Origin of the sequence: Micromonospora arida, from assembly GCF_042873195.1 — a bacterium.
In the GTDB taxonomy this organism is placed as follows: Bacteria; Actinomycetota; Actinomycetes; order Mycobacteriales; family Micromonosporaceae; genus Micromonospora; species Micromonospora arida.
Genome location: NZ_JBIALC010000006.1, coordinates 237,222 through 260,569 on the forward strand (window position 1 = coordinate 237,222; position 23,348 = coordinate 260,569).

General features: G+C 72.3%; 20 protein-coding genes and 2 riboswitches. Of the genes, 8 read left to right on the forward strand and 12 right to left on the reverse strand.

What is annotated here, in order from left to right:
* Positions 1-10 precede the first annotated feature (10 nt).
* Positions 11-131: riboswitch (SAM riboswitch) on the forward strand.
* Between the two features lie 46 nt (positions 132-177).
* The gene (locus tag ACFYP0_RS19950; RefSeq protein ID WP_386997076.1) at positions 178-1,446 is read left to right on the forward strand and encodes an aminotransferase class V-fold PLP-dependent enzyme; all 1,269 of its coding nucleotides are present in this window, start codon (positions 178-180) and stop codon (positions 1,444-1,446) included.
* 25 nt (positions 1,447-1,471) lie between these two features.
* Here the strand turns inward: ACFYP0_RS19950 and ACFYP0_RS19955 are convergent, their stop codons facing one another.
* Positions 1,472-2,707, reverse strand: a complete 1,236-nt coding sequence (locus tag ACFYP0_RS19955; protein WP_355497382.1) for an FUSC family protein — start codon at positions 2,705-2,707, stop codon at positions 1,472-1,474.
* A 106-nt stretch (positions 2,708-2,813) separates the two neighbouring features.
* Here ACFYP0_RS19955 and ACFYP0_RS19960 point away from each other — a divergent pair, with 106 nt between their 5' ends.
* Positions 2,814-3,470, forward strand: a complete 657-nt coding sequence (locus ACFYP0_RS19960) for an HD domain-containing protein (protein WP_355497385.1) — start codon at positions 2,814-2,816, stop codon at positions 3,468-3,470.
* Here the strand turns inward: ACFYP0_RS19960 and ACFYP0_RS19965 are convergent.
* Positions 3,442-3,726 (reverse strand): DUF4031 domain-containing protein, encoded by a 285-nt coding sequence (locus ACFYP0_RS19965; RefSeq protein ID WP_355497388.1) that lies wholly within the window; start codon positions 3,724-3,726, stop codon positions 3,442-3,444. The two genes, ACFYP0_RS19960 and ACFYP0_RS19965, sit on opposite strands and share 29 nt — an antisense overlap.
* A gap of 68 nt (positions 3,727-3,794) precedes the next feature.
* On the opposite strand from ACFYP0_RS19965, the gene ACFYP0_RS19970 reads away from it, so the two are divergent.
* Positions 3,795-5,195, forward strand: a complete 1,401-nt coding sequence (locus ACFYP0_RS19970; RefSeq protein ID WP_355497389.1) for an FAD-binding oxidoreductase — start codon at positions 3,795-3,797, stop codon at positions 5,193-5,195.
* Between the two features lie 10 nt (positions 5,196-5,205).
* On the opposite strand, the gene ACFYP0_RS19975 is transcribed toward ACFYP0_RS19970, so the two are convergent.
* The gene (locus ACFYP0_RS19975; protein WP_357009046.1) at positions 5,206-5,742 is read right to left on the reverse strand and encodes a hypothetical protein; all 537 of its coding nucleotides are present in this window, start codon (positions 5,740-5,742) and stop codon (positions 5,206-5,208) included.
* An 88-nt stretch (positions 5,743-5,830) separates the two neighbouring features.
* Positions 5,831-7,696, reverse strand: a complete 1,866-nt coding sequence (locus ACFYP0_RS19980; protein ID WP_355497395.1) for a glycerol-3-phosphate dehydrogenase/oxidase — start codon at positions 7,694-7,696, stop codon at positions 5,831-5,833.
* Positions 7,697-7,895: 199 nt separating this feature from the next.
* On the opposite strand from ACFYP0_RS19980, the gene ACFYP0_RS19985 reads away from it, so the two are divergent.
* The 3 genes from ACFYP0_RS19985 (at position 7,896) to ACFYP0_RS19995 (ending at position 11,798) form a co-directional block, all read left to right on the forward strand.
* A complete protein-coding gene (locus ACFYP0_RS19985; RefSeq protein ID WP_386997079.1) occupies positions 7,896-10,466 on the forward strand; it encodes a S8 family serine peptidase in 2,571 nt (856 codons plus the stop codon).
* 69 nt (positions 10,467-10,535) lie between these two features.
* Positions 10,536-11,471: a GNAT family N-acetyltransferase gene (locus ACFYP0_RS19990; protein ID WP_355497401.1), complete on the forward strand. Its 936-nt coding sequence runs from the start codon at positions 10,536-10,538 to the stop codon at positions 11,469-11,471.
* A 78-nt stretch (positions 11,472-11,549) separates the two neighbouring features.
* Positions 11,550-11,798 (forward strand): hypothetical protein, encoded by a 249-nt coding sequence (locus ACFYP0_RS19995; protein WP_124860370.1) that lies wholly within the window; start codon positions 11,550-11,552, stop codon positions 11,796-11,798.
* Positions 11,799-11,854: 56 nt separating this feature from the next.
* Here ACFYP0_RS19995 and groL read toward each other — a convergent pair whose 3' ends face one another.
* The 3 genes from groL to ACFYP0_RS20010 form a co-directional block, all read right to left on the reverse strand.
* A complete protein-coding gene (groL, locus tag ACFYP0_RS20000; RefSeq protein WP_124860372.1) occupies positions 11,855-13,477 on the reverse strand; it encodes a chaperonin GroEL in 1,623 nt (540 codons plus the stop codon).
* 272 nt (positions 13,478-13,749) lie between these two features.
* Positions 13,750-14,901: a hypothetical protein gene (locus ACFYP0_RS20005; protein WP_355497403.1), complete on the reverse strand. Its 1,152-nt coding sequence runs from the start codon at positions 14,899-14,901 to the stop codon at positions 13,750-13,752.
* A gap of 94 nt (positions 14,902-14,995) precedes the next feature.
* Positions 14,996-15,199, reverse strand: coding sequence for a cold-shock protein (locus tag ACFYP0_RS20010; protein ID WP_091402914.1), 204 nt, complete (start codon positions 15,197-15,199; stop codon positions 14,996-14,998).
* A 324-nt stretch (positions 15,200-15,523) separates the two neighbouring features.
* Between ACFYP0_RS20010 and ACFYP0_RS20015 the strand changes: the two genes are divergently transcribed.
* Positions 15,524-16,054 (forward strand): GNAT family N-acetyltransferase, encoded by a 531-nt coding sequence (locus ACFYP0_RS20015; protein WP_124860376.1) that lies wholly within the window; start codon positions 15,524-15,526, stop codon positions 16,052-16,054.
* Between the two features lie 262 nt (positions 16,055-16,316).
* Here ACFYP0_RS20015 and paaN read toward each other — a convergent pair whose 3' ends face one another.
* The 4 genes from paaN to ACFYP0_RS20035 all read right to left on the reverse strand — a co-directional run bounded on the left by paaN (position 16,317) and on the right by ACFYP0_RS20035 (position 21,787).
* A complete protein-coding gene (gene paaN / locus ACFYP0_RS20020; protein WP_355497408.1) occupies positions 16,317-17,990 on the reverse strand; it encodes a phenylacetic acid degradation protein PaaN in 1,674 nt (557 codons plus the stop codon).
* Positions 17,991-18,040: 50 nt separating this feature from the next.
* Positions 18,041-19,060, reverse strand: a complete 1,020-nt coding sequence (locus tag ACFYP0_RS20025) for a GNAT family N-acetyltransferase (RefSeq protein WP_386997083.1) — start codon at positions 19,058-19,060, stop codon at positions 18,041-18,043.
* A gap of 263 nt (positions 19,061-19,323) precedes the next feature.
* Positions 19,324-20,610 carry a threonine synthase gene (gene thrC / locus ACFYP0_RS20030; protein WP_355497411.1) on the reverse strand — a complete coding sequence of 429 codons (1,287 nt, stop codon included), beginning with the start codon at positions 20,608-20,610 and terminating at the stop codon, positions 19,324-19,326.
* A 10-nt stretch (positions 20,611-20,620) separates the two neighbouring features.
* Positions 20,621-20,756, reverse strand: a riboswitch (SAM riboswitch).
* Between the two features lie 68 nt (positions 20,757-20,824).
* A complete protein-coding gene (locus ACFYP0_RS20035) occupies positions 20,825-21,787 on the reverse strand; it encodes a DMT family transporter (protein WP_386997086.1) in 963 nt (320 codons plus the stop codon).
* A 91-nt stretch (positions 21,788-21,878) separates the two neighbouring features.
* Between ACFYP0_RS20035 and ACFYP0_RS20040 the strand changes: the two genes are divergently transcribed.
* On the forward strand, positions 21,879-22,184 hold the full coding sequence (locus ACFYP0_RS20040; RefSeq protein WP_386997088.1) for an ArsR/SmtB family transcription factor: 306 nt from the start codon (positions 21,879-21,881) through the stop codon (positions 22,182-22,184).
* A 471-nt stretch (positions 22,185-22,655) separates the two neighbouring features.
* On the opposite strand, the gene ACFYP0_RS20045 is transcribed toward ACFYP0_RS20040, so the two are convergent.
* Positions 22,656-23,111: a DoxX family protein gene (locus ACFYP0_RS20045; RefSeq protein WP_355497420.1), complete on the reverse strand. Its 456-nt coding sequence runs from the start codon at positions 23,109-23,111 to the stop codon at positions 22,656-22,658.
* Positions 23,112-23,348: the final 237 nt, after the last annotated feature.

Here is a 23,348-nt window from a genome sequence, read left to right on the forward strand (position 1 = left end):
GCTGCCGGCAGGTCACGAGTGCCAGCGTTCAGCCCCGGCTTGCTGGCCGGCAACCCTCGTCGAGTTCGCGGTGGGGTGCCCCGGGTGATGACCGGGCCCAGCCCGATCGGTGTGCTGGGCAAGCGCGGACCCCGTCCCGATGTCGCACCCGGGGTCCCTGACCCCGGAGGTTCCGGCGTGTCCGTCACTCTCGTCCCCTCGCTGCCCAGCCTGCCCACCGTGCCGTCGGCGCCGTCCGCGCCGCTCGACGTCCTCGGCGTGCCCGGCGAGATCAACCTGGACTACGCGGCCAGTGCGCCGTGCGCCCGGGCCGCGGCCGACGCGGTGGCCGAGCTGCTGCCCTGGTACGCCAGCGTGCATCGCGGAGCGGGAGCGCTGTCGCGGCGCTGCACCCTCGCGTACCAGCAGGCCCGGCAGACGATCGGCGACTTCTTCGGCGCTCGCGCCGACGATCATGTGATCTTCACCCGCAACACCACTGACGCGCTCAACCTGCTGGCGCGGGCCGTGCCGGCCGGCACCACGGTGGTCACGTTCGCAGGCGAACACCATGCCAACCTGCTGCCCTGGCCGCGCGGGTCGGTGCGGCTGCCGGTGCCCAGCGACCCCGACGGGGCGGTACGCGATCTCGCCGCCGCCCTCACCGAGCTGCGCCGGGGCAGCAGCCCGGCGTTGCCGGTGCTGGTCGCGGTGACCGGTGCGAGCAACGTGACCGGTGAGCGGTGGCCGGTCGCCGAACTGGCGCGTGTGGCGCACCGGCACGGTGCCCGGATCGTGCTCGACGCCGCGCAGCTCGCCCCGCACGCCCCGGTCGACCTGCTCGCGCTCGACGTCGACTATCTGGCCGTGTCCGGCCACAAGCTGTACGCGCCGTTCGGCGCAGGAGTGCTGATCGGTCGGGCCGACTGGCTGGACACCGCCCCGCCCTACCTGGCCGGCGGTGGAGCCACCAGTCACGTCGGGCCGGCCACCCACGACGTGACCTGGGCGACCGGCCCGGCCCGACACGAGGGCGGCACCCCGAACCTGCTCGGAGCGGTCGCGCTGGCGGCGGTGTGCAAGGCGCTCGACGAGGCGAACCAGAGTGCGCTGGCCGCCCACGAGCAGGCCCTGCTGGCCCGGCTACGGACCGGCCTCGCCGCCCTGCCGCACGTCGTCGAGCTGCGCACCTTCGGCCCGGACGCGCCCCGGGTCGGCATCGTCTCGTTCGTGGTCGCCGGATGGGACTCCACCGAGGTGGCCACGCGGCTGGCCGCCGAGCACCACATCGGCGTACGGGACGGGTTGTTCTGTGCCCACCCGCTGGCCCGGCGTCTGCTCGCCGAGGCGGCGGGGCGTACCGGCCGGCGGGACCTGCCGCCCACCGCGCTGCGCGCCAGCATCGGGCTGGGCAGCACGGCCGCTCAGGTGGACCGGCTGCTCGCGGCGCTGGCCGAGCTGGGCTGAGGCACGCCCGACGGTGGCCCCCAGCTCAGCCGACCGGCGGGGCGGTGGGTGGCTTCGGTGTCTCGCCGGGCTCGGCGGGCTCACCGACCGGGCGCTCCTGCTCCCCGAAGGCGGTGCGGATCCACCGGTTCGCCTCCTCCTGCTCGATCCCGGAGGCCACCAGCAGGTCGCTCGCGGTCGTCCGGATCTGGGCGATAACCACGCTGCCGGAGAAGCCAACCCCGGCGCCGTATCCCCGGCCGGCCTCGCTGACCGCCCGCAGCGACCGCTCCCGGGCCTTCTCCGGCTCCTCGCCGGCGGCGAACTCGTGCTTGAGCAGCCGGACCGACTCGGCGAGGTGAGCGATCGCGTCCGGCATGGGATCGGGCACCGGCTCCTCGTCCTCGACCAGCGTGACGGACCGGCGGATCAGCGTGCCGCTGTTGCGCATCGCCCGATCGATCGGGTCGGCCGCCTCGGCGTAGTGGGTCAGCTCGTCGCGGCGGTGCCACCGGGCCGGGGAGAGGGTGGCGGTCTCCTTCGCCCCCTCGATGGCCTCGCCCAACGTGGCCAACTCCTCCTTGTTGTTGCGCAGCCTCTCCAGTGCGCCCTGGATGGCGGCGCGGTCCCGGTTGCGCAGCCCGTCGGCGGTGGCGTCGAGTTGGGCAGCGAGCAGGTCCAGGGCGGGGCGGGCCGCCCGGTTGATCACTCGGAGCGGGTTCAGTGGCAGCAGCACCGCCGTGACCAGCAGCGCGATCCCACCGCCGAGGAAGGCGTCGACGAAGCGGGGGATCTCCAGGTTCTGGGTCGACGGGCTCAGCGTCACGATCAGCACCGCCGTTGCCGCCGCCTGGATGACGATGGCCACGCTCGCTCCGGCGAAGATGGTGAGCAGGATCGCCACGGTGACCACCAGGCCGAGCTGCCACGCCCCGGTGCCGAGCAGGTAAATCAGGAGGTCGCCGACGAACACCCCGACCCCTACCCCGACGATCAGCTCCACCGTCCGGCGGAACCGCTGACCGACCGACGCGGCCAGGGTGCCGACCGCGGAGATCGGCGCGAAGACCGGTTGCGGGTTGCCGAGCACCTTGTGCGAGATCAGGTACGCGAGCCCGGCGGCCAGCCCGGCCTGCACGGCGAGTCCACCGGCCATCCGTACCCGGTGCAGCCGGTCGTGCAGGGTGGCCCGGCCGCGGTGACGCAGTTGTTCGGTGGCCTCGGCGATCCGCGCGCCGTCGATGTCCACCAACCCGTTGCGCAGCGCGGTACGTCGCACCATTCGAGGTCGCTTGTCCCGGGCCACGGCCATGGGCGCGACTACCCGTGGTGGGCCCGCTGAACCCTCCCTTCCCGCGCGTCACCGGCCGATGCGGCAGACTCGGGCGGTGGTTGATCTGTTGGACCGGTGGCGGGCGGCGGCCCGGGGTGCCGGCGCGAGGCCCGACCCGGATACGACCAGGGCCGGGGAGCAGGTGATCGCCCGGTGGCGGGAGCCGCACCGGCACTACCACACGCTGACCCACCTGACGGCGGTGCTCGATGTGGTGGACCAGCACGCCGACCTGGCCGCCCGGGCCGACGCCGTCCGGCTGGCAGCCTGGTTCCACGACGCGGTCTACGACCCCCGGGCCGCTGGCGACGCCAACGAACGGGACAGCGCCGCGCTGGCCGAGAGCGTGCTCACCGGGCTCGGGGTGCCGGCGCCCACGGTGGCCGAGGTGCGCCGGCTGGTGCTGCTCACCGCCGGGCACACGGTGGCACCGGGCGACCGGGACGGTGCTCTGCTCTGCGACGCGGACCTGGCCGTGCTGGCCGCGCCGCCGGCTCGCTACGAGCGTTACGCGGCGGCGATCCGCCGGGAGTACGCCCACGTGCCGGAGCCGGCCTTCCAGGCTGGGCGGGCCGCCGTGTTGACCGGCCTGCTGGCACTGCCCGCGCTGTTCCGGTCGCCACCGCTGGCGAGCCGGTGGGAAGAGCCCGCCCGGGACAATGTGCGCCGCGAGCTGGCCGCCCTCACCGGGGAGCCGGAGAACGCGGGCTGATCAGGTGCTTCGGCCGACGCAGGTCGGCGGCGCGGAGCAACCGGACCAGCTCTCGGCTCGGCACCACCTGGGCACCGAGCCACACCGCCGCCGCGAACCGGTCGGCCGGAATGTCGTAGTGGTCCCGGTCGAAGCCGCGCCGGGGCGCGCCGAGCGCCTCGGCGAAGGCGTGCAGCTCGGCGTACGAGACGTCGCTGATCAGGTGCGACCAGAGCCGACCGCGCCACGGCCAGGCCGGCCGATCCAGGTAGAGCATGGTGCCCAAGTTATCCCGCCCAGTCGATCATGTTGATGATCGCCGGTCGGCGACCTAGCCTCGGCTGCATGGCCCCCACCGCGCTCCTCGACGACCTGCGCGCCGCGCTCGGTGACGACGCCGTGCTCACCGACCCGGACCTGCTGCGCATGCACCAGCGGGACGAGGCCGACCTGTGCGCCGCCGGCGTCCCGCTGGTGGTGACCCGCCCGCGCGACACCGGGCAGGTGGTCGCCGTGATCCAGGCGGCGGCGCGGCACGGCGTACCGGTGGTGCCGCAGGGCGCGCGGACCGGGCTGGCCGGCGCGGCGAACGCCGTGGACGGCGCGGTGGTGCTCAGCACCGTCGCGATGAACGAGATCCGGGAGATCGACCCGGTGAGCCGGATCGCGGTGGTCCAGCCGGGGGTGGTCAACGCGACGCTGGCCGGGGCGGTGGCCGGACAGGGCCTCTGGTACCCGCCGGACCCCGGCTCCTGGGAGTCGTCCACCATCGGCGGCAACGTGGCCACCAACGCCGGCGGCATGTGCTGTGTGAAGTACGGAGTGACCACCGAGTACGTGCTCGGCCTGGAGGTGGTGCTCGCCTCCGGTGAGGTGCTGCGCACCGGCCGGCGTACGGCCAAGGGGGTGGCCGGCTACGACCTGACCCGGCTGTTCGTCGGTTCGGAGGGCACCCTCGGCGTGATCACCGAGGTGACCGTGGCGCTGCGGCCCGCCCCGGCCGAGTCGCTGACCCTGGTGGCGGTCTTCCCCTCTACCGCCACTGCCGGCGCGGCGGTGGCCGAGATCGCGGCTCGCGGGCTCACCCCCAGCCTGCTGGAGTTGCTGGACCAGACCCACCTGCGGGCGATCGAGGCGTACCAGCCGATGGGGTTGCGGACCGACGCGCAGGCCCTGCTGCTGGCCGCCGCCGACACCGGCGCCCGGGCGGCGGACGACCTGGCCGTGCTGGCCGAGGTGTGCGAGGCCGTCGGCGCCGACGAGGTCTACGCGGCCACCGACGCGGTGGAGGCGGCGGCCCTGCTCCAGGCTCGCCGGCTGGCCCACCCGGCCATGGAGAAGTTCGCGGCGGACGCCTACCCGGGCGGCAACGGCGGTCTGGTGATCGACGATGTGGCGGTGCCGCGCGGCGCGCTCGCCGCGCTCCTGGACGGGGTCGCCCGGATCGCGGCCGAGTGCGAGGTGCCGATCGGCGTGGTGGGGCACGCCGGGGACGGCAACATGCACCCGAACATCGTTGTCGACCGGGCCGACCCGGCGAGCGTGGAGCGGGGTCGGCGGGCCTTCGACGAGATCATGCGCCTCGGCCTGGACCTGGGCGGCACGTGCACCGGCGAGCACGGGGTGGGGCTGCTCAAGCGGGACTGGCTGGCCCGGGAGATCGGGCCGGTCGGCGTCCGGGTGCATCAGGCGATCAAGTCGGCGCTCGACCCGGCCGGCCTGCTCAACCCGGGCAAGGTGCTCTGACCGGCTGCGGTCAGCCCTTGACCTCGGCCGGGGTCGCCTGGGTGAGCAGCAGCAGGATCTCCCCGGCGACCGGGGTGAGCTCCTCACCCGGGCAGTCCTGCGAGGTGATCAGCCCGGTCGAGGTGATGAGGCTGGACGTCAGCGCGTCGATGCAGGTTGTCCGGTACCGCCGGGCCTGATCGGTCTCGTCGGCCAGCTTCGGGTTGGCGAGCAGCACCTGGAGCCGTTCGGTCAGCTCCGGTGCGAGGGTGCCCCGGGAGGTCACGCCGTCGCCGGCGCAGTCGACGCACTGCCACGCGCCGTTCCGCTCGACGCTCAGGCTGCGCATCGGCCCGTCTTCGCCGAGCCGCTGAAGCAGGCTGACCTGACCGGCGGCGACCGTGGTGGGGACCTCCGGCTGCGAGCTGCCACCCGCCGTGCCGGCTGTCGGTTGCGCCACCGGGGTGCTCGGCTTGTCTCCGTCGAAGAGGGAGCACCCGGTCAGGGCGCCGACGAGTGCGACGGCGAGCAGGGGTAAGAGCAGACGAGGGCGCGCGCGGGGTAGCACGCGCGGAAACCTACCCCACCGTAGGTAGCGTTCGAAACCACCATCCAGGTCGGTATCGATGGTTACCCATCGGTAACGTCGCAATTCGTCACCGAGCGGACGAGCGCAGCTCCGCCTGATCGTCGTCGCCCCGGTCGGCCGCGTAACCCCGGACGTCCGGAGCACCGAGGCGGGCCGCGTCCGCCGCCGCGTCGTCCGGCATCAACTGGGACTGCCGCTCCGCCTCCACCCGGGCCCGGTAGTGCTCGACCTCGCGTGCCCGGGTGACCGCGTCCCAACCGAGCACCGCGCCCATCAACTCGGCGGTGTGCTCCGCCGACTCCAGCCCTCGGTGGCTCGTCTCGAACGAGATCCGGGTCCGCCGGGTCAGCACGTCCTCCAGGTGCAGCGCACCCTCGGCCCGCGCCGCGTAGGCGACCTCCGCCGCCAGATACTCCGGAGCACCGGCCAGCGGGGACGCCAGCAGTGGATCGGCGTCCACCAGCGCCAGCAGGTCCAGGGTGAGGGTGCCGTACCGCTCCAGCAGGTGCTCCACCACGCCCACCGGCACGCCATGCCGGCGCGCCAGGTCGGCCCGGTCCCGCCACATCGCCGGGTACCCGTCGGCGCCGAGCAGCGGCAGGTCGGCGGTGCGCGACGCGCGGGCGCCACCGAGCCGGCGAGCGGCCCGGTCGACCACGTCGGACGCCATCACCCGGTACGTCGTGTACTTGCCACCGGCGACCAGCAACAACCCGAGCATCGGCTCGAAGACCGCGTGCTCACGAGAGAGCTTCGAGGTCGAGTCGGCCTCACCGGCCAGCAGCGGCCGCAGCCCGGCGTACACCCCCTCGATGTCGGCGGTGGTCAGCGGACGGTCCAGCACGGTGTTGACCTGCTGGAGGAGGTAGTCGATGTCGCGGGCCGAGGCGGCCGGGTGGGAGCGGTCCAGCCGCCAGTCGGTGTCGGTGGTGCCGATGATCCAGTGCCCGCCCCACGGGATGACGAAGAGCACCGAACTCGCCGTACGCAGGATGAGCCCCGTCTCGCCGGTGATCGCCGAGCGGGGCACCACCAGGTGCACCCCCTTGGAGGCGCGCACCCGGATGCCGGGCCGCAGGCCGACGTCGTTGAGCATCCGGGACATGTCGTCGCTCCACACGCCGGTGGCGGCGATGACGGTGCGGGCCTGCACCTCGAACTCCGCGTCCGGCGAGCCCGACGGCGCCTCCAGGTCCCGGACACGGACGCCGGTCACCTCGCGCGCCTGCCGGATCAGCCCGACGGCGCCGGCACTGCTCACCACCGTGGCACCGAGGCTGGCCGCGGTGCGGGCCAGGGTGACCACCAGCCGGGCGTCGTCGACCTGCCCGTCGTAGTAGCGGATCGCCCCGGCCAGCGCGTCGGCCCGCAGACTCGGGAAGATCCGCCGGGCGCCCTCCCGGGTCAGGTGCCGGTGCAGGGGCATGCCCCGGCCACCACCGAAGATCCCGGCGAAGGCGTCGTACGCGGCCACGCCGGCTCCGTAGTACGAGCGGCGGACGACCCGGGCCGGCAGGTCCCGCAGGCCCCGCCCGGCCGGCAGCGGCACCATGATCGGCACCGGGCGTACCAGGTGCGGCGCGAGCCGGGTGGCCAGCAGGCCGCGCTCGGTGAGCGCCTCGTGGACCAGGTGGAACTCCAACTGCTCCAGATAACGCAGGCCACCGTGGATGAGCTTGCTGGACCGGCTGGAGGTCCCGGCGGCAAGGTCACGCGCCTCGACCAGCGCCACCTTCAGGCCACGGGACGCCGCGTCCAGGGCGGCACCGGCTCCGGTCACACCGCCCCCGATGACCAGCACGTCGAAGCGCTCGGCACGCAGTCGACGCAGGTCGGACGCACGGCGGACCGGTGAGAGCTGACCGGCGACGGATCGGGAGACATTGGGGTCGCGCACCCGTCCACCGTAACCGTCGAGCCACCGTGTCGACATTCGCCGCCCGCACCGCACCGCGCTCACCTGCTCCGAAGCGCACGACACGTCCCGCCACCCGAGCCAGACCCACCGTTCGGAGATCTTGGACAGTTTCCGTCATCGCCTGACGGAAACTGTCCAAGATCTGCACGGTCTTCGAAGCCCCGGAACCCGACGGTCGGGTCGAAACCCTTCGTCGTAGTCGTAAGGTTCTCGGATGCAAGGTCAACCTGCGCAACCCGGCTTCAGCGACCGCAGTTCCCCGTGGCCGGTGGTCGCGGCCGTGCTGGTCGGCTGCTGGACGGTTGCAGTCACCGTGGGCACCCAGACCGGTGGTTGGCTCACCGACCAGGTGCTGCTGAGCTTCGGACGGGACCGGCTCGGCTGGCTCTGGCCGGTGCTCGGCCTGGCCACCGTGGTGCTGGCCGGCACGCCCGCCCTGCTGCTGGCCGTCCTGCCCCGGTCGGGCGCGGTCCGGGCCACCGGGCGGGCCTGGTTGATCGGGGCACTCGCGCTCGGCGTGCTCACACTGCTGCGGGTCGTGCCGCCGGTGCACCACGAGGCGTACCTCGCCGCGCTGGCCGGCGCCGCATTGCTCAGCGCGCTCGCCGTGCGCTGGTCGGCGCGCCGGTGGGCGTACCCCGGGCTGGTTGGCTCGGTCGGCGGCCCGGCACCCACCGGAGACGGCGACGCGACACGGCCCGAGGCCACCGGGAACGGCGACGCCACGCGGCCCGAGGCCACCAGAGACGGCGACGCCACGCGGCCCGCAGCCACCGGGAACTCGGAGCCGGTCGGCCGGCGCGGGCGCAGAACCGGCCCGGTGCCGCTGCTCGCGGTCGCCGCCGGGTTGGCGCTGCTGCTGCCGTGGGCCTGGCTGGGCGCGCTCGGCGGCCTCCTGGAGACCGTGCTCGCGCTGCTGGCGGCCGCCGCGCTCGGGGTGCTGGCCGCGACTCTGCTGGACGCCCCCTTCTGGTCCCCGTTCGCGGTTGGGCGACCGCCCCGGCCGGCTCGGCTGGTGCTGGTCGGCGGCCTGGTCGCCGGGGTGGCGCTGCTGCTGCTCGCGGCCGGGACCGGGCAGTCCGGCGCGCAGTTGCCCGCCCTGCTGACCCTGCCGCCGGTGGGTTTCGCGCTGGCCGCGCTCTGGGCGGCGGCCTGGCGGCCCGCCGCTGATCCGGCCGAGGCCATCCGCGCCGGCCGAACGGCGACCGGCTGGCTCGTGGGCCTGGCCGCGCTCGGCCCGCTGGCCTTCACCGACCCGGAGGAGATCTCTCTGCTGCTGGTCGGCACCCGGGACATCCCGTTCTGGGTGGCGACCGCCGCCGGCGTCGGGCTGGCCGTCGCGGTCCTGGTCGCCATCGGGTACGCGGTGCTGCTCGCCCGGCCGACGGCACGCACCCCGAACCGGCGGGTCGCCGCGGTGGCGGCCGTGGTGCTGCTGGTGGCGTTCGGGGTGGTCGACCTCGGCCCCGGTCAGCCGGGCCTGTACGGCGAGCGGCTGTTCGTGGTGCTGCGTACGCAGGCCGACCTGAGCGATCTTCCGGCCGCCGCGCCGGGTCGGGCCGGGCGGGACGCCCGCGCGGCGGAGGTCTACCGGCGGCTGGTGACGACCGCCGAGCAGAGCCAGGGCGACCTGCTCCGGGGGTTGAACCGGCTGCGCCTCGACCCGGTGTCGTACTACCTGGTCAACGCGATCGAGGTGGACGGTGGCCCGGCGGTGCGGGCCTGGCTCGCCCGCCGGCCGGAGGTGGCGCGGGTGCTGGTCAGCCAGCGCCTGCGACCGCTGCCGGCCCCGGCCGGGCAGAATCGGGGCAGCGCACCCAAGCCCACCGGCCCGGAGTGGAACATTCGCCAGATCGGCGCCGACCGGGTGTGGTCCCAACTCCGGGTCACCGGCACGGGCATCGTGGTCGGCAGCTCCGACTCGGGGGTGGACGGCACCCATCCGGCGCTACGGGCCGGGTTCAGGGGTGGCGACGACTCTTGGTACGACCCGTGGGACGACACCCAAAGCCCGACCGACCAGGGCGGGCACGGCACCCACACGGTGGGCAGCGCGGTCGGGCGGGACGGCATCGGCGTGGCACCGGACGCGCAGTGGGTGGGCTGCGTCAACCTGGATCGCAACCTCGGAAGCCCCGCGCACTACCTGGACTGTCTCCAGTTCATGTTGGCGCCCTTCCCGGCCGGGGGCGACCCGTTCACCGACGGCCGTCCGGAGCGCGCCCCGCAGGTGCTGACCAACTCGTGGGGCTGCCCGCCCATCGAGGGTTGCGACCAGCGGGTTCTGCGGCCGGCCACCGCCGCCCTCGACGCCGCCGGGATCTTCGTGGTCGCCGCGGCCGGCAACACCGGCCCGTGGTGCGCGTCGATCGACGATCCGCCCGCCCCGTACCCGGACGTGCTGACCGTGGGTGCGGTGGACTCCCAGCGGCGCGTCGCCGAATTCTCCTCGCGCGGGCCGGTGCCGGGCGGCTCGGGTAAACCGGACGTGCTGGCACCGGGGGTGGAGGTGGTGTCGGCCATGCCGGGCGGCACGTACGCCGCGCTGGACGGCACGTCGATGGCGACCCCCCAGGTGGCCGGGGTGGTCGCTCTGATGTGGTCGGCGAACCCGGTACTGGTCGGGGACGTGACCCGGACCCGGCAGATCCTGCGGGACACCGCCACGGCGGCGACGCCCACCTATCGCTCCGACAGCCCCTCCGACGCCTGCGGTGCTCCGTCGAACGTCACCGGTGCCGGTCAGGTCGACGCCTACGCCGCCGTTCGCGCCGCTCAGCAATAGGCAGGTTTCCTTCCTGAAGTGCTGAGCCGCGGGTGCGGCCCGACACTCGGTGATCTAGGGTCGGCGACCATGGACGCCGAGATCACCGTCACCGAGCTGACCGCCGACCTGGTCCCCAGCGTCGTACAGCTCTGCCAGCAGGCTCTCGACCTGCCCGAGGACGCCGCCGAGGCGGCTGCCATCGTGGACGTGCTCTGGACCCGGGCCGCCGCCGACCGGCCGGTGGTCGGGCTGGGCGCGTACCGGGGCGCGGACCTGGTGGGGGTGCTGATCTGTTCGGTGTCGTCGACCGAGCCGGGGATCGGGCACGTGGATCTGGTGGCGGTCCTTGCGGAACAGCGGCGTCGGGGCGTCGGCCGGGCGCTGCTCCAGCGGGCCGAGCGGGTGCTCGCCGAGCGCGGGGCGACCGAGGTGTTGCTGGCCGGAAACCCGCCGTACTACGCGTGGCCGGGAATCGACGTCCGCTACACGCCTGCGGTCTGCGCCGCCCTCGCGCTCGGCTACCAGCAGGACCGGACCGCCTGGAACATGACCGCGGACCTGTCGTACGACCGGTCGCCGGCACTGCGGTCCACCGAGGCGACGGAGCGGCGGCTGGCCGACCAGGGCGTCACCGTACGCCGGGCGGAGCCGGCGGACCTGCCGGCGCTGACCGCGTTCGCTCGGTCCACCTTCGGCGGAACGTGGGACGGCGAGCTGGCCGGGTCCGTGGGGCGCGTCGACGCCGGTTGCCACCTGGCGGAGCGGGACGGCGAGGTGCTCGGCTTCGCCGCGTACGGGTCGTCCCGGCCGAGCTGGTTCGGGCCGATGGGCACCGCGCCGGCCGCGGAAGGGTCGGGCATCGGTGGGGTGCTGTTGCGGCGCTGCCTGCGCGACCAGCGGGCGGCGGGGCTGGATCGGGCACAGATCGGCTGGGTAGGGCCTGTGCCGTTCTATTCGGGCAGCGCGGGTGCGTGGATCGAGCGGGTCTTCTTCCTGTACCGGCGAACCCTGCCCAGGGCATAACCGGGGCAAACAGGACATAGATCCATTCGCCCGCACCGGCCATCGACGCCCCCTACCGTTTCGGTAGAGGAGGCAGCCATGACCACGGATGACAACCAGACCGAGGACGGCACGCCGATCACCTGGAAACCGATGGGTGAACTCCCCGGCCAACTGCCGTTCGACCGGCTCGACTACGGCGACGCCGAGCAACTGGCCGAGATGACCACCGACGGTGAGCCGTCGCTGGTCGAGGAGCCGCAGGAGATGGTGGACGCGCCGATCCAACTGCTTCCGCCGTACAACCGGGCGCACAAGCGGCGCAACCAGCGCCCACTACCGACCTGACGACGAACGGGGCGGACCGCGTCAGCGGCCCGCCCCGTTCGGTGTCGGAACTGGACTCAGAAGTCCATGTCCCCGCCACCCGGGCCAGCCGGGGCAGCCGGGGTCTTCTCCGGCTTGTCCGCGACGACAGCCTCGGTGGTGAGGAAGAGCGCCGCGATGGAAGCGGCGTTCTGCAGCGCCGAGCGCGTCACCTTGGCCGGGTCGATGATGCCCGCGGCCAGCAGGTCGACGTACTCGCCGTTGGCGGCGTTGAGGCCGTGGCCAGCCTCGATGTTGCGGACCTTCTCCACCACGACGCCGCCCTCAAGGCCGGCGTTGACGGCGATCTGCCGCAGCGGGGCGTCCAGCGCGACCTTGACGATGTTCGCACCGGTCGCCTCGTCGCCGACCAGGTCGAGCTTGTCGAAGGCGGTCTTGCCGGCCTGGACCAGCGCGACGCCACCACCCGGGACGATGCCCTCCTCGACGGCGGCCTTCGCGTTGCGAACGGCGTCCTCGATGCGGTGCTTGCGCTCCTTGAGCTCGACCTCGGTGGCCGCGCCGACCTTGATCACCGCAACGCCGCCGGCCAGCTTGGCCAGCCGCTCCTGCAGCTTCTCCCGGTCGTAGTCGGAGTCGCTCTTGTCGATCTCGGCCCGGATCTGGTTGACCCGGCCCTGGATCTGCTCGGCGTCACCGGCACCGTCGACGATGGTGGTCTCGTCCTTGGTCACCACGACCTTGCGGGCGCGGCCCAGCATGTCGAGGCTGGCGGCGTCGAGCTTGAGGCCGACCTCCTCGCTGATGACCTGACCACCGGCGAGGATGGCGATGTCGGTCAGCATGGCCTTGCGGCGGTCACCGAAGCCCGGCGCCTTGACGGCGACCGACTTGAAGGTGCCACGGACCTTGTTGACCACCAGGGTGGCGAGCGCCTCGCCCTCCAGGTCCTCGGCGATGATCAGCAGCGGCTTGCCCGACTGCATGACCTTCTCCAGGATCGGGAGCAGGTCCTTCACCGACGAGATCTTGCTGTTGGCGATCAGGATGTACGGGTCGTCGAAGACGGCCTCCATACGCTCCGGGTCGGTCATGAAGTAGGCCGAGATGTAGCCCTTGTCGAAGCGCATACCCTCGGTGAGCTCCAGCTCCAGCCCGAAGGTGTTGCTCTCCTCGACGGTGATGACGCCTTCCTTGCCGACCTTGTCCATCGCCTCGGCGATGATCTCGCCGACGGTGCTGTCGCCAGCGGAGATGGAGGCGGTGGAGGCGATCTGCTCCTTGGTCTCGACGTCCTTGGCGAGCTTGGACAGCTCCTCCGAGACGCTCGCGACCGCGGCCTCGATGCCCCGCTTCAGGGCCATCGGGTTGGCGCCAGCGGCCACGTTGCGCAGGCCCTCGCGAACCAGGGCCTGGGCCAGGACGGTCGCCGTCGTCGTGCCGTCACCGGCAACGTCGTCGGTCTTCTTGGCGACCTCCTTGACCAGCTCAGCGCCGATCTTCTCGTACGGGTCCTCGAGCTCGATCTCCTTGGCGATGCTCACACCATCGTTGGTGATGGTGGGGGCACCCCACTTCTTCTCGAGCACGACGTTGCGGCCCTTGGGGCCGAGGGTCACCTTTACGGCGTCGGCGAGCTGGTTCATGCCCCGCTCGAGGCCGCGGCGCGCCTCTTCGTCGAACGCGATCATCTTGGCCATACGGCGTTGTCCTCCTGGACACTCACGGGCCACCCGAGATGTGTGCCCCGGATGGGCCGCCTGGTGTACGCACCTTGGGACGTCGCCACCTGGCGACGACGACGTCCTTCGGCCGGGCCGGATAGCCCGCGACGACCGGCCATGTGCCGCCCCGGCGTCTCCACGCCGGTGCAACCTGGCCCCACCGTCCCGACCATTGGCACTCACGGTATGCGAGTGCCAATGACTTGTTTAGCACTCTCCCCTGCCGAGTGCAAGCACGATGCCGCCGCTCAGCCGAGTTCAGCAGCCAGTCCAGCGGTGTTCACCGGCGCCTCATGGGCGCGCTGTTCGGCGTACGTCACCAGCAGACCGATCATCTGAGCGAGGTGGGCCGGCAGGGCCAGCACGGCGGTGATCCCGATCACCACCACCGTCCCGGCGGCGGTACCCGCCGAGGAGAACGGATCCGTTCCGAGCGCGGAGGTGCCGATCCCCTCCAGGCCACCGGGGATCAGGGTGCCGACGAGCACCGCCACGGCCACCAGGGCCACCCGTCCGAGCAGCAGGCCGAGCCGGTCGTGGAACATCCGGAACGACCGACCGATCGGGTTGTGCCGTTCGAAGAGATAGACCGGGCCGGCCATGCTCAGCGCGAAGGCCAGGTAGATGCCCGGCAGCACGCAGAAACAGACACCGACGCCGACGAGCAGACTGACCAACAGGGTCCAGCCCCACAGCCCGAGTGCCCGACGCAGGCCGTAGCGCAGCGCAGACTCCAGGCTGGCCGGCTGACCGGCCGCCTGTTGGGTGATCACCCAGGTGCCGGCGGCCCACCCGACGGCCTGCACCAACCCGACCACCAGGCTGCCGCCGACCAGCAGGACCAGGAGGCTCAGCAACTCGGCGGCGAAATTGTCCGGCAGCGCGGGGGTCGACGTCGATTCGGCCTGGGCGGCCCACTTCGCCGACGGGTCCAGACCGAGGGAGACCACCGAGAGCACCGCCGCCGGCAGCACCTGGGTGAGCAGCATGATCGGCACCAACTGCCGCCAGCCCCGACGCAGCGCTCCCCCGCACCGGTTGAACCAGCCGCCGATGCCTGCACCGGGTGGCGTGACCAGGGCGTCGTTCGGGTCGAACCCGTAACCCGGCGGGTACCAGCCGACCGGCGGCCCCGGGTACCACGGCTGCCCCCCGTAGGGACCCGACCCGGGCGGGTAGCCCCCGGTGGGCGGGAACGCCCATCCCTGCGGCGGCGGGGCCGCACCCCAGGCACTCTGCGCGGGATCCCAGCCGGGCGGCGGACCGGCGGGGCCGGCCGGGGGCATGCCCGATCCCCAGCCGGGCGGCGGACCGGCGGGGCCGGGGCTGCCGGCGGGCGAGGACGGGTCCGGCTCCCCCGACCCGGGGGACGGAGTGGGCGGGGGCGGCTGGTCGGTCATGAACGCTCCTCATATCGGCTGGAACGGTTCACGATCTTCCCGGCTGCGCGCCCCTGCCGCAGCCCCGACTCGCGGGGCCGATCGGCCAGGAAGATCAGCCGATGACGCGTACGTGCTCTGCCTGTGGGCCCTTCTGACCCTGGGTGATCTCGAACTCGACCCGCTGACCGTCGTCCAGCGCCTTGTAACCGTCCATCTCGATCGCGGAGAAATGGACGAACACGTCCTGACCGCCGTCGACGGCGATGAAGCCGTAGCCCTTTTCGGCGTTGAACCACTTCACTGAGCCCTGTGCCACGGTGCACTTCCCTCACTCTGCGCGGCGTTGCCTGACTCGGCGCACGGCACGGCCGGGCGCCCCGGAGCACCGACTCAGCGATCGATGACCGCCATTGAAGCAGGTGACCGAAATCGCACGCTACACGAGGAGTGACGGCCGCGCACGGCCACAAATCAGACACACTTCGAGGCGTTCCGACCGCGCTGATCGGCCGAGTTCCGGAGCCACCGGATTCGCCCGCGTCATTGCGAATTCAGGGAGCGGCGCGGGGCGGCCCCGAGATGACGGCGATCGGGCCCAGCTCGCGAAACGCCATCCCTGCCCTGTGGTAGGCATGCGGGCATGACCACCGACATGGGCTCGCCGGCCCTGCGGCTCGCGGAGATCCGCCGAGTCCGGCCGGAGGACGCCGCCCGGATGCGGGCGCTGCGCCTGGAGATGCTGGCCGACGCGCCGTTGGCCTTCCTGGAGACCCTGGCGGACGCCGCGGCCCGACCGCACAACGAGTTCGCCGCCCGGGTCGCGTACACCTCGGCCGGTGCCGGTAACGCGCAGTTCGTCGCCGATCCGGGCGGCCGGCTGGTCGGGCACGCCGGTGGTACGACCCACCCGAACGAACCGGGGCTGACCGTGATCTACGCCGTGTACGTCACGCCGGCCTGGCGCGGCAGTGGCCTGCTCGGCGAGCTGATCGACGGGGTGGCCGCCTGGTCGCGAGCCTGTGGCCGACCGGAGCTGCTGCTGGAGGTGGTGGTCGGCAACGACCGCGCCTACCGCGCCTACCAGCGCCTGGGCTTCAAGGACACCGGGGTACGAGTCCCCCACCCGAACATCCCAGCCCTCACCGAGCTACAGATGCGCCGAACAGCCTGACCCGCAGAACCACCCAACGATCACCGCCGGCGCGCGGGTAGCCGCCGCGCTGCCGCCAGCCCTGATGATCACGCTCGATCCAGGATGTAGTGGTAACCATCCGACCAGAGACCACTACTTCCTGGATCGAGCACGATCATGGGGTACAGCAGAGGCTCCGGACCAGAGACGCCGACGACCACAGCGCCCACGGCGGGTTTCCGGGGCAGCCCGACCCGCGAGGAACGGGACCGCCCCGGAAACCCCCAAGCGCAACCGAAACTCAGACGTGCCGCCGGGACTGCACGATCCGGAACCGGTTGGCGACGTACGCCCCGTCGGTCAACGCCGAGTTGGCCGCCGCGTTGGCCCCACTGCCGTGGAAGTCGGAGAACGCCGCCGACTGGTTGACGAAGACACCGCCGGTGAGGTTGCAGGACAGGTGCACCCCGACCTCGACCGCCACCGCCTCGGTGGCGTCCAACACGGCCTCGTCGGTCGAGTAGACCCCGGCGGTGAGCGCGCCCTTCTCGCCGACCGTCCGGCGCAGCAGCTCCAGGCTGTGCGTGGTGGAGTCGGTCGCGATGGCGAACGAGATCGGCCCGAACCATTCCCGGCCGTACGTCTCCGCGTCGTCAGCGGTCAGCTTCACGATCGTGGGGGTACGCACCACCGCGTCGGCGTACGACGGGTGGGCCACGGCTCGCGACTCCAGCACCGGCTCGCCGACCTTGGTCACCTCGGCCAGCCGCTCCAGCACCCCGTCGTTGACGATGGCGCCGGTCAGCTCCACACCTCGGGCCGGGTCCGCGGTGAGCTTGCCGACTGCGGCGGCGATCCCGCCGGCCACCTCGTCGAAGCTCTTGTGCCCCTGGTCGGTCTCGATGCCCCCGGCCGGGATGAGGATGTTCTGTGAGGTGGTGCACATCTGCCCGCTGTAGAGGGTCAGCGTGAACCCGAGGTTGCGGCACATGCCGGCGAAGTCGTCGGTGGAGTCGATGACGACGGTGTTGAGGCCGGCCTTCTCGGTGTAGACCGATGCCTGCCGAGCGTGCGTCTCCAGCCAGTCGCCGTACTCGGTGGAGCCGGTGAAGTCGACGATCCGGATGGCCTGGTGCAGGGCCAGGTCGCTGGCGAGCTTCTCACCGGGCGCCTCGGCCGCCAGCATGATCAGGTTCGGGTCGAAGCCGGCCTCGGCGAGCACCTCCCGGGCGTACTTCACGGTGATGGCCAGCGGCAGCACCGCACGCGGGTGCGGCTTGACGATCACCGGGTTCCCGGTGACCAGCGAGGCGAACAGCCCGGGGTACGAGTTCCAGGTCGGGAAGGTGTTGCAGCCGATCACCAACGCCACCCCACGCGGCACCACGTGGAACGTCTTGGTCATCCGCAGCGGGTCACCCTTGCCGGCGGCCTTCTCCCAGCCCGCCGTGCCCGGGTGCCGGGTCATCTCGGCGTACGCGTACGCCAGCGCTTCCAGCGCCCGGTCCAGCGCGTGCGCGCCACCGGCCTGGAAGGCCATCACGAACGCCTGCCCGCTGGTGAACTGCACCGCGTTGGCCAGCTCGAAGATGTTCTTGTGCAGCCGGTCGAGGATCTCCAGGCAGACGCCCACCCGGGCCTGCGGGCCGGCGTCGCGCCACGCCGGCAGCGCGGCGGAGGCGGCGCCGACCAGTTCGCCGGTGCCGGCGTGCGGGTAACGCACCGCCAACTCCACCCCGAACGGGCTCGTCTCGGTGGCGACCCGAACGCCGGAGCCGGGCTGGTCGAGCGGGAAGTCACCGCCGAGGTACGCCTCGAAGGCGGCCTTACCGTCGGCGGCGGCGCTCTCGCCGTACACCCGGGGGCTGGGGGATTCGGGATAGGCGGACCAGTAGCCCCGCTCCGTGATCGCGGTCAGCGCACGGTTGAGGGTGTCGGCGTGCCTGTCGTACAGGGGATGCGGGGTCTCCGTCATGCCCGCCATCATGCCTGAGTCAGGTCCGCGAGCAGTAGCGCCGATACCTGTCAGAGGGTGAGCTGCCAGTCGGTCCAGGAGTCCACCGGGCGGAAGCCGAGCTGCTCGTTGATCGACACCATGTAGCTGTTGCTCGCCGCGTTCCAGGTGTCGATCACCTGTACCGCCGGTTCGTGGGTGAGCAGGTGATGCAGGTTCTCGGCCTTGGCGATGAGGCCGAGCCGGTGCCCACGGTGGGCCGGGTCGACGAGGGTGATCTGCTGGTACGCGTGCCAGTCGGCGGCAGCGCCCACGTCCAGCAGGGTCCAGGCGACCAGCCGGCCGGACGCCTCGTGTCGCATCCCGAGGTGGTAGCGCCGCCGGCCCCGGGCGTCCAGCGCCCGTTCGTTGCCGCGGATGCGCTCGGCGTCCACCTGCTCCGGCTCCCACTGCACGTCGCCCATGGGTGCGTCCATGAGCAACCGGCCGTCCAGGTAGGCGATGTCCGCCACGTACTCCTCCGGGGTGGAGCCCTGCCAGCAGACCGAGTGATAGCCCTCGGCTCGCGGTCGGGCCTCGGCGAGCGCCGCCCGCAGGGCGACCCGGTCGATGTCGCCGACGTCGAGCCGGCGACGCACCTCGGTGAGGGCGGGCTGGGCGCCGGTCGCGGCGGCGAACGCGTCACCGGCCACGCTTCGGGCCTGCCCGCCGGGCAGCGCGGAGACGGCCATCGCCACCACCCGCTTGCGGCCGTGCTCACGGAGCAGGCGCAGCCCGTACTCGTGCAGGGCTCGGCCAACGCCCCGACGCCGCAGCTGCGGATGCACCAGCAGCTCGGCGGTGGCGTTGTCGGTGTTGTCGAGCTGCGGCAGGTCCAGTTGCAGGTAGCCGGCCGGCACGCCGTCCAGTCGGGCCAGCGCCCAGAGCGACCGGGTGCCGGGCATCGGCGTGTGGAAAAACGCGTCGAAGCGGCGCCGGCAGAAGGGCGGGAAGTCCGGGAGATCGGCGTCGTTGGCCGCCGACCCGATCCGGTACGCCTCGTCGACCGACGTCCGGTCGGCGCCGTCGAACGACGCGATCGTGATGCTCATGCCGCTGAGGGTGCACCCGGGAAAGCGATCGGGCCAGCGATTAAATCGCTGGCCCGATCGAACGTGGTCGGGAGGGACACTCGCACAACGCCTCCGGCGTTGGGTCGCAAGAACTTCAAAAGTCTTCGGCGAAATGCCCTCCCGCACGGAGCATCTTGCGCCGTCCGGTTCCTGCCGTCAAGTCCGTAGCGGCGGGTTTTCCACACTCACAGCGAAAACCCAGTTACCGACTGATCGACTCGCCCCCGGTCCGAGCGAGTCCGTCAGCCGAGGAGGCCGGCGTCGCGGGCGGCGCGCAGCGAGGGCTTGATGTGGTGGGTCGGCCCGACCTGGCCGGCCACCGCGTCGATGGTCTTCAGACCCTCGCCTGTGTTGAACGCGACGGTCTCGGCCGTCGGATCGAGCCGACCGGACTCGACCAGCTTGCGCAGCACGGCCACGGTGACCCCACCCGCGGTCTCGGCGAAGACCCCGGTGGTACGGGCCAGGTCGCGAATGCCCGCGCGGATCTCGTCGTCGTCGGCGTACTCCATCCAGCCGCCGGTGCGGCGGACCGCCTCCAGGGCATAGAGGCCGGCCGCCGGGTCGCCGATGTTGAGCGACTTGGCGATGCCGGTGGGCTTGACCGGGACGATCGTGTCGGTCTCGGCGTGCAGGGCGACGGCGATCGGGTTGCAGCCGGCGGACTGCGCGCCGAAGACCTTCCAGCCGTCGGCGGGCGCCTCGACCAGGCCGATCTCCACCAGCTCGGAGAACGCCTTGTCAATCTTGGTGAGCAGCTCGCCGCTGGCCATCGGGATGACCACCTGCGCCGGGATCCGCCAGCCGAGCTGCTCGGCCACCTCGTAGCCGAGGGTCTTGGAGCCCTCCGCGTAGTACGGCCGGACGTTCACGTTGACGAACGCGGTGTCCTCGAATTCGTCGGTCTCCACCAGCTCGCCGCAGAGCCGGTTGACATCGTCGTACGAACCGTCGATGGCGACCAGTTCGCCGCCGTAGACGGCGGTGGTGATGACCTTGCCCTGCTCCAGGTCGCTGGGGATGAAGACCACCGAGGGCACCCCGGCGCGGGCGGCGTGGGCGGCCACCGAGTTGGCCAGGTTGCCGGTCGACGCGCAGGCGAACCGGCTGAACCCGAGCGCCTTGGCGGCGGTGAGCGCCACCGAGACGACCCGGTCCTTGAACGAGTGGGTGGGGTTGGCGCTGTCGTCCTTGACCCAGAGCGGCGCGGTGATGCCCAGCTCGGCGGCGAGGTTCGGGGCCGCCACCAGTGGGGTCAGCCCGGGGTCGAGGGTGACCCGGCTGGCCGGGTCCTGGCCGGCGGGGAGCAGGGCGGCGTACCGCCAGATGTTGTTCGGGCCGGCCTCGATCTGCTCGCGGGTGACGGTGGCCAGTGCTGCGGTGTCGTAGTCGACTTCCAGCGGGCCGAAACACTCGTAACAGGCGTGCTGGGCGGCGAGCGGGTAGCGGGCCGAACAGGCACGGCAGACCAGGGCGCGGGCGGGGCTGGCAGAGGTGTCGATGCCGGAGGCGACGAGCGTCGACGTCATGTCGAGGGTCCTCTCATCTTTCCCCGCATCGCACCGTGCGGCGGGGACGGAATTGGCACCTGCCCCGCGGGTCGCTCAGCGGTGAGCGCGCAGGGTGGTTGCCGGGGCGTCGTCGGGCCGTATCCCTCAGCCCCTCTGGATGAGGTATTCAGTTGTGCCGTCGAGTCTAGGACAACGCTGTCGGTCGTTGCTACCGCAGATCCCAGCTATTGGGTCAGCGGGAACTCACCGCTTCGGGGTCGGTCACCGCAATCGGGTCCGTCACCGCGCTCGGCCGGGGCAGCGCCGTGGCCCGGGGCCGGGCGGCGAGGTTCGCGGCGATCAGGGCGGCGATCGTGATGGCGGCCCCGACCAGTTCGACGGGCTGCGGGCGGTAGCCGCGGGCGATCTGCACCGCGAACGTGGTCACCGGGACCAGGTTCATGAACAGCGCGGCGTTGGCGGCACCGAGTCGCTGCACGCCGGTGTTCCAGGCCAGGACCGCGATCACGGCACCCACCAGCACGGCGTACGCCAGTTGCGGGGCGACCGCCACGAGGTCGGCGGCGGCCGGCGCGTGCTGCCAGCCGACGGCGTCGGCGCCGATGCTCAGGACGAGCATCGCGGCCGTACCGGCGAGCGCGGTCAGGGTGGTGAAGCGCAGCGGCGACCACTCGCCGAACCGGCTGGCGCCGTGCGTGTAGATGCCCCAGCCCAGCACCGCGCCGATCATCATGAGCCCGCCGAGGCCGAACTGGCCGAGCCCGGCCAGACTGCCGCGCGTGATGACCAGACCGACGCCGAGGAGCGCCACCAGGGAGAGGCCCAGCAGGAGCGGCTTCGGGCGGACGCCGTCGCGGGCCCAGCGGACCAGCTGGGTGATCACCGGAGTGGTGGCCACGAAGAGGGAGATCTGCTGCGGGGCGGCGTGTTCGAGCGCCAGGTTGGTGAGCAGGTTGAAGCCGGCGAAGCCGACCACTCCGAGCACCACCACCTCCAGCGCCCGGCCACCGTGCCGCAGCGCGCCGGCACCCTCGCGGAGCAGCAGGATGGCGACCAGGACGACGGCGGCCAGCAGGTAGCGCGCGGTGGTCAGGTTGAGCGGGTCGACCCGGTCGAGGGCGCTGGCCAGGATCGGGAACATCACGCCCCAGCCGAGCACGGCGACCAGTGGGTACGCGGTGGCGCGGGATCGCATCGGCAACTCCAATGTTCGAGTATCGTCGAACCAACGACACCGACCATAGGGTGTTGTTCGATAGTTGTCGAACAAGGGTTACACTGGTCACATGGAGCCGCACGAGCCCGACCTGACCGCCGTACCGGTCACCAGCGTGTTGGCCGCACTCGCCGACGACGTGCGGCTACAGATCGTCCGGGCGCTCGCCGAGGGCGGCGAGTCCGCCTGCGGCAGTTTCGACTTCGGTGTCTCCAAGGCGACCCGTAGCCACCACCTCAAGGTGCTGCGCGAGGCTGGGTTGACCCGGACCCGGGCCGCCGGCACCAGCCGGCTGGTCCGGCTCCGCCGGGACGAGCTGGACAAGCTCTACCCCGGCCTACTGGACGCGGTCCTCACCCAGCGCCCGCAGGCCTGACCCCGCCTCACCCCGCCCGCAGGCCTGATCCCGCCTCACCCCCGCCCGCCGGCTGCGGCCCGCGTGGCCGCGCTAACCGGTCCGCCGGCGGCACGTCACCCTCGGCTGGGGCCTGCCACCGACGCTCGCTTTGGAGCTGAATCGTCTACGACATCAGCGAAGAGGCAGCGCCGCGCCCGGGAGTGTCGACCGGGCTCGGGCCCGGGCGCATCGGCCAGCCCTGACCGGGAGTGCCGACCCCGGGCCCCGGCGCAACGGCCGACCCTGACCGGGAGTGTCGACCGACCTCGGGCCGGGACACATCAATCGGCCCCGACCGGGAGTGTCGACCGACCCCGGGCCGGGACACATCAATCGGCCCCGACCGGGAGTGTCGACCGACCCCGGGCCTGGACACATCGACCGGCCCCGACCGGGCGCGTCGCCGAAGCCGCCTCGTCGAGGCTTCGGCGACGCGTGGTTCGAGTGTGGTCAGACGGACACCGCGTCGGGCTCGGCCGCCGAAGCCGATGCCGAGGGGGCGTCGGTGCGACGCCGGGCGAGCAGCGTGTCGAGTGCCCAGGCACCCGGGCCGAGAGCCGCGACCAGCAGGAACGCCCAGCAGAAGAGCGCCGCCCGCTCGCCTCCGTTGTGCAGCGGCAGCAGAGCATCCGGCTGGTGCACCACGAAGTAGGCATACGCCATCGAGCCGGAGGCGAGCAGCGCGGCGGGTCGGGCGAAGAGCCCGACCAGCACCAGTACGCCGCAGACCAGCTGGATCAGGGCGGCCCACCAGCCCGGCCAGGTGCCGAACGGCACCGCCTTGCCAGTCATCGGGTTGCCGCCGAACAACCCGAATACCGAGGACAGGCCGTGCAACGTGAAGAGCAGGCCGATCACGATGCGGAACAGGGACAGGGTCGGCCCGCCGAGCCGAGAGACGTTCATGGCACCTCCATCGAAGAGAGCGAATGGGTCTCGTCGATCCTGAGGCATGAAGCCATCGAAAATCATAAGTTCCTTGCTGGTGGGATAATCCCTCGCGAAAACGGTGTGAACGAGGACGCCCGCACCCTCCCCCGGTGATGTCGCAAACGATTCAGCTCCAAAGGCACAGCAGGAGAGGTTCTCCACCAGTTCGGGTGGCGCAGGAAGAGCCGCCGGGGCCGGGGCCGGGCGGCGGCG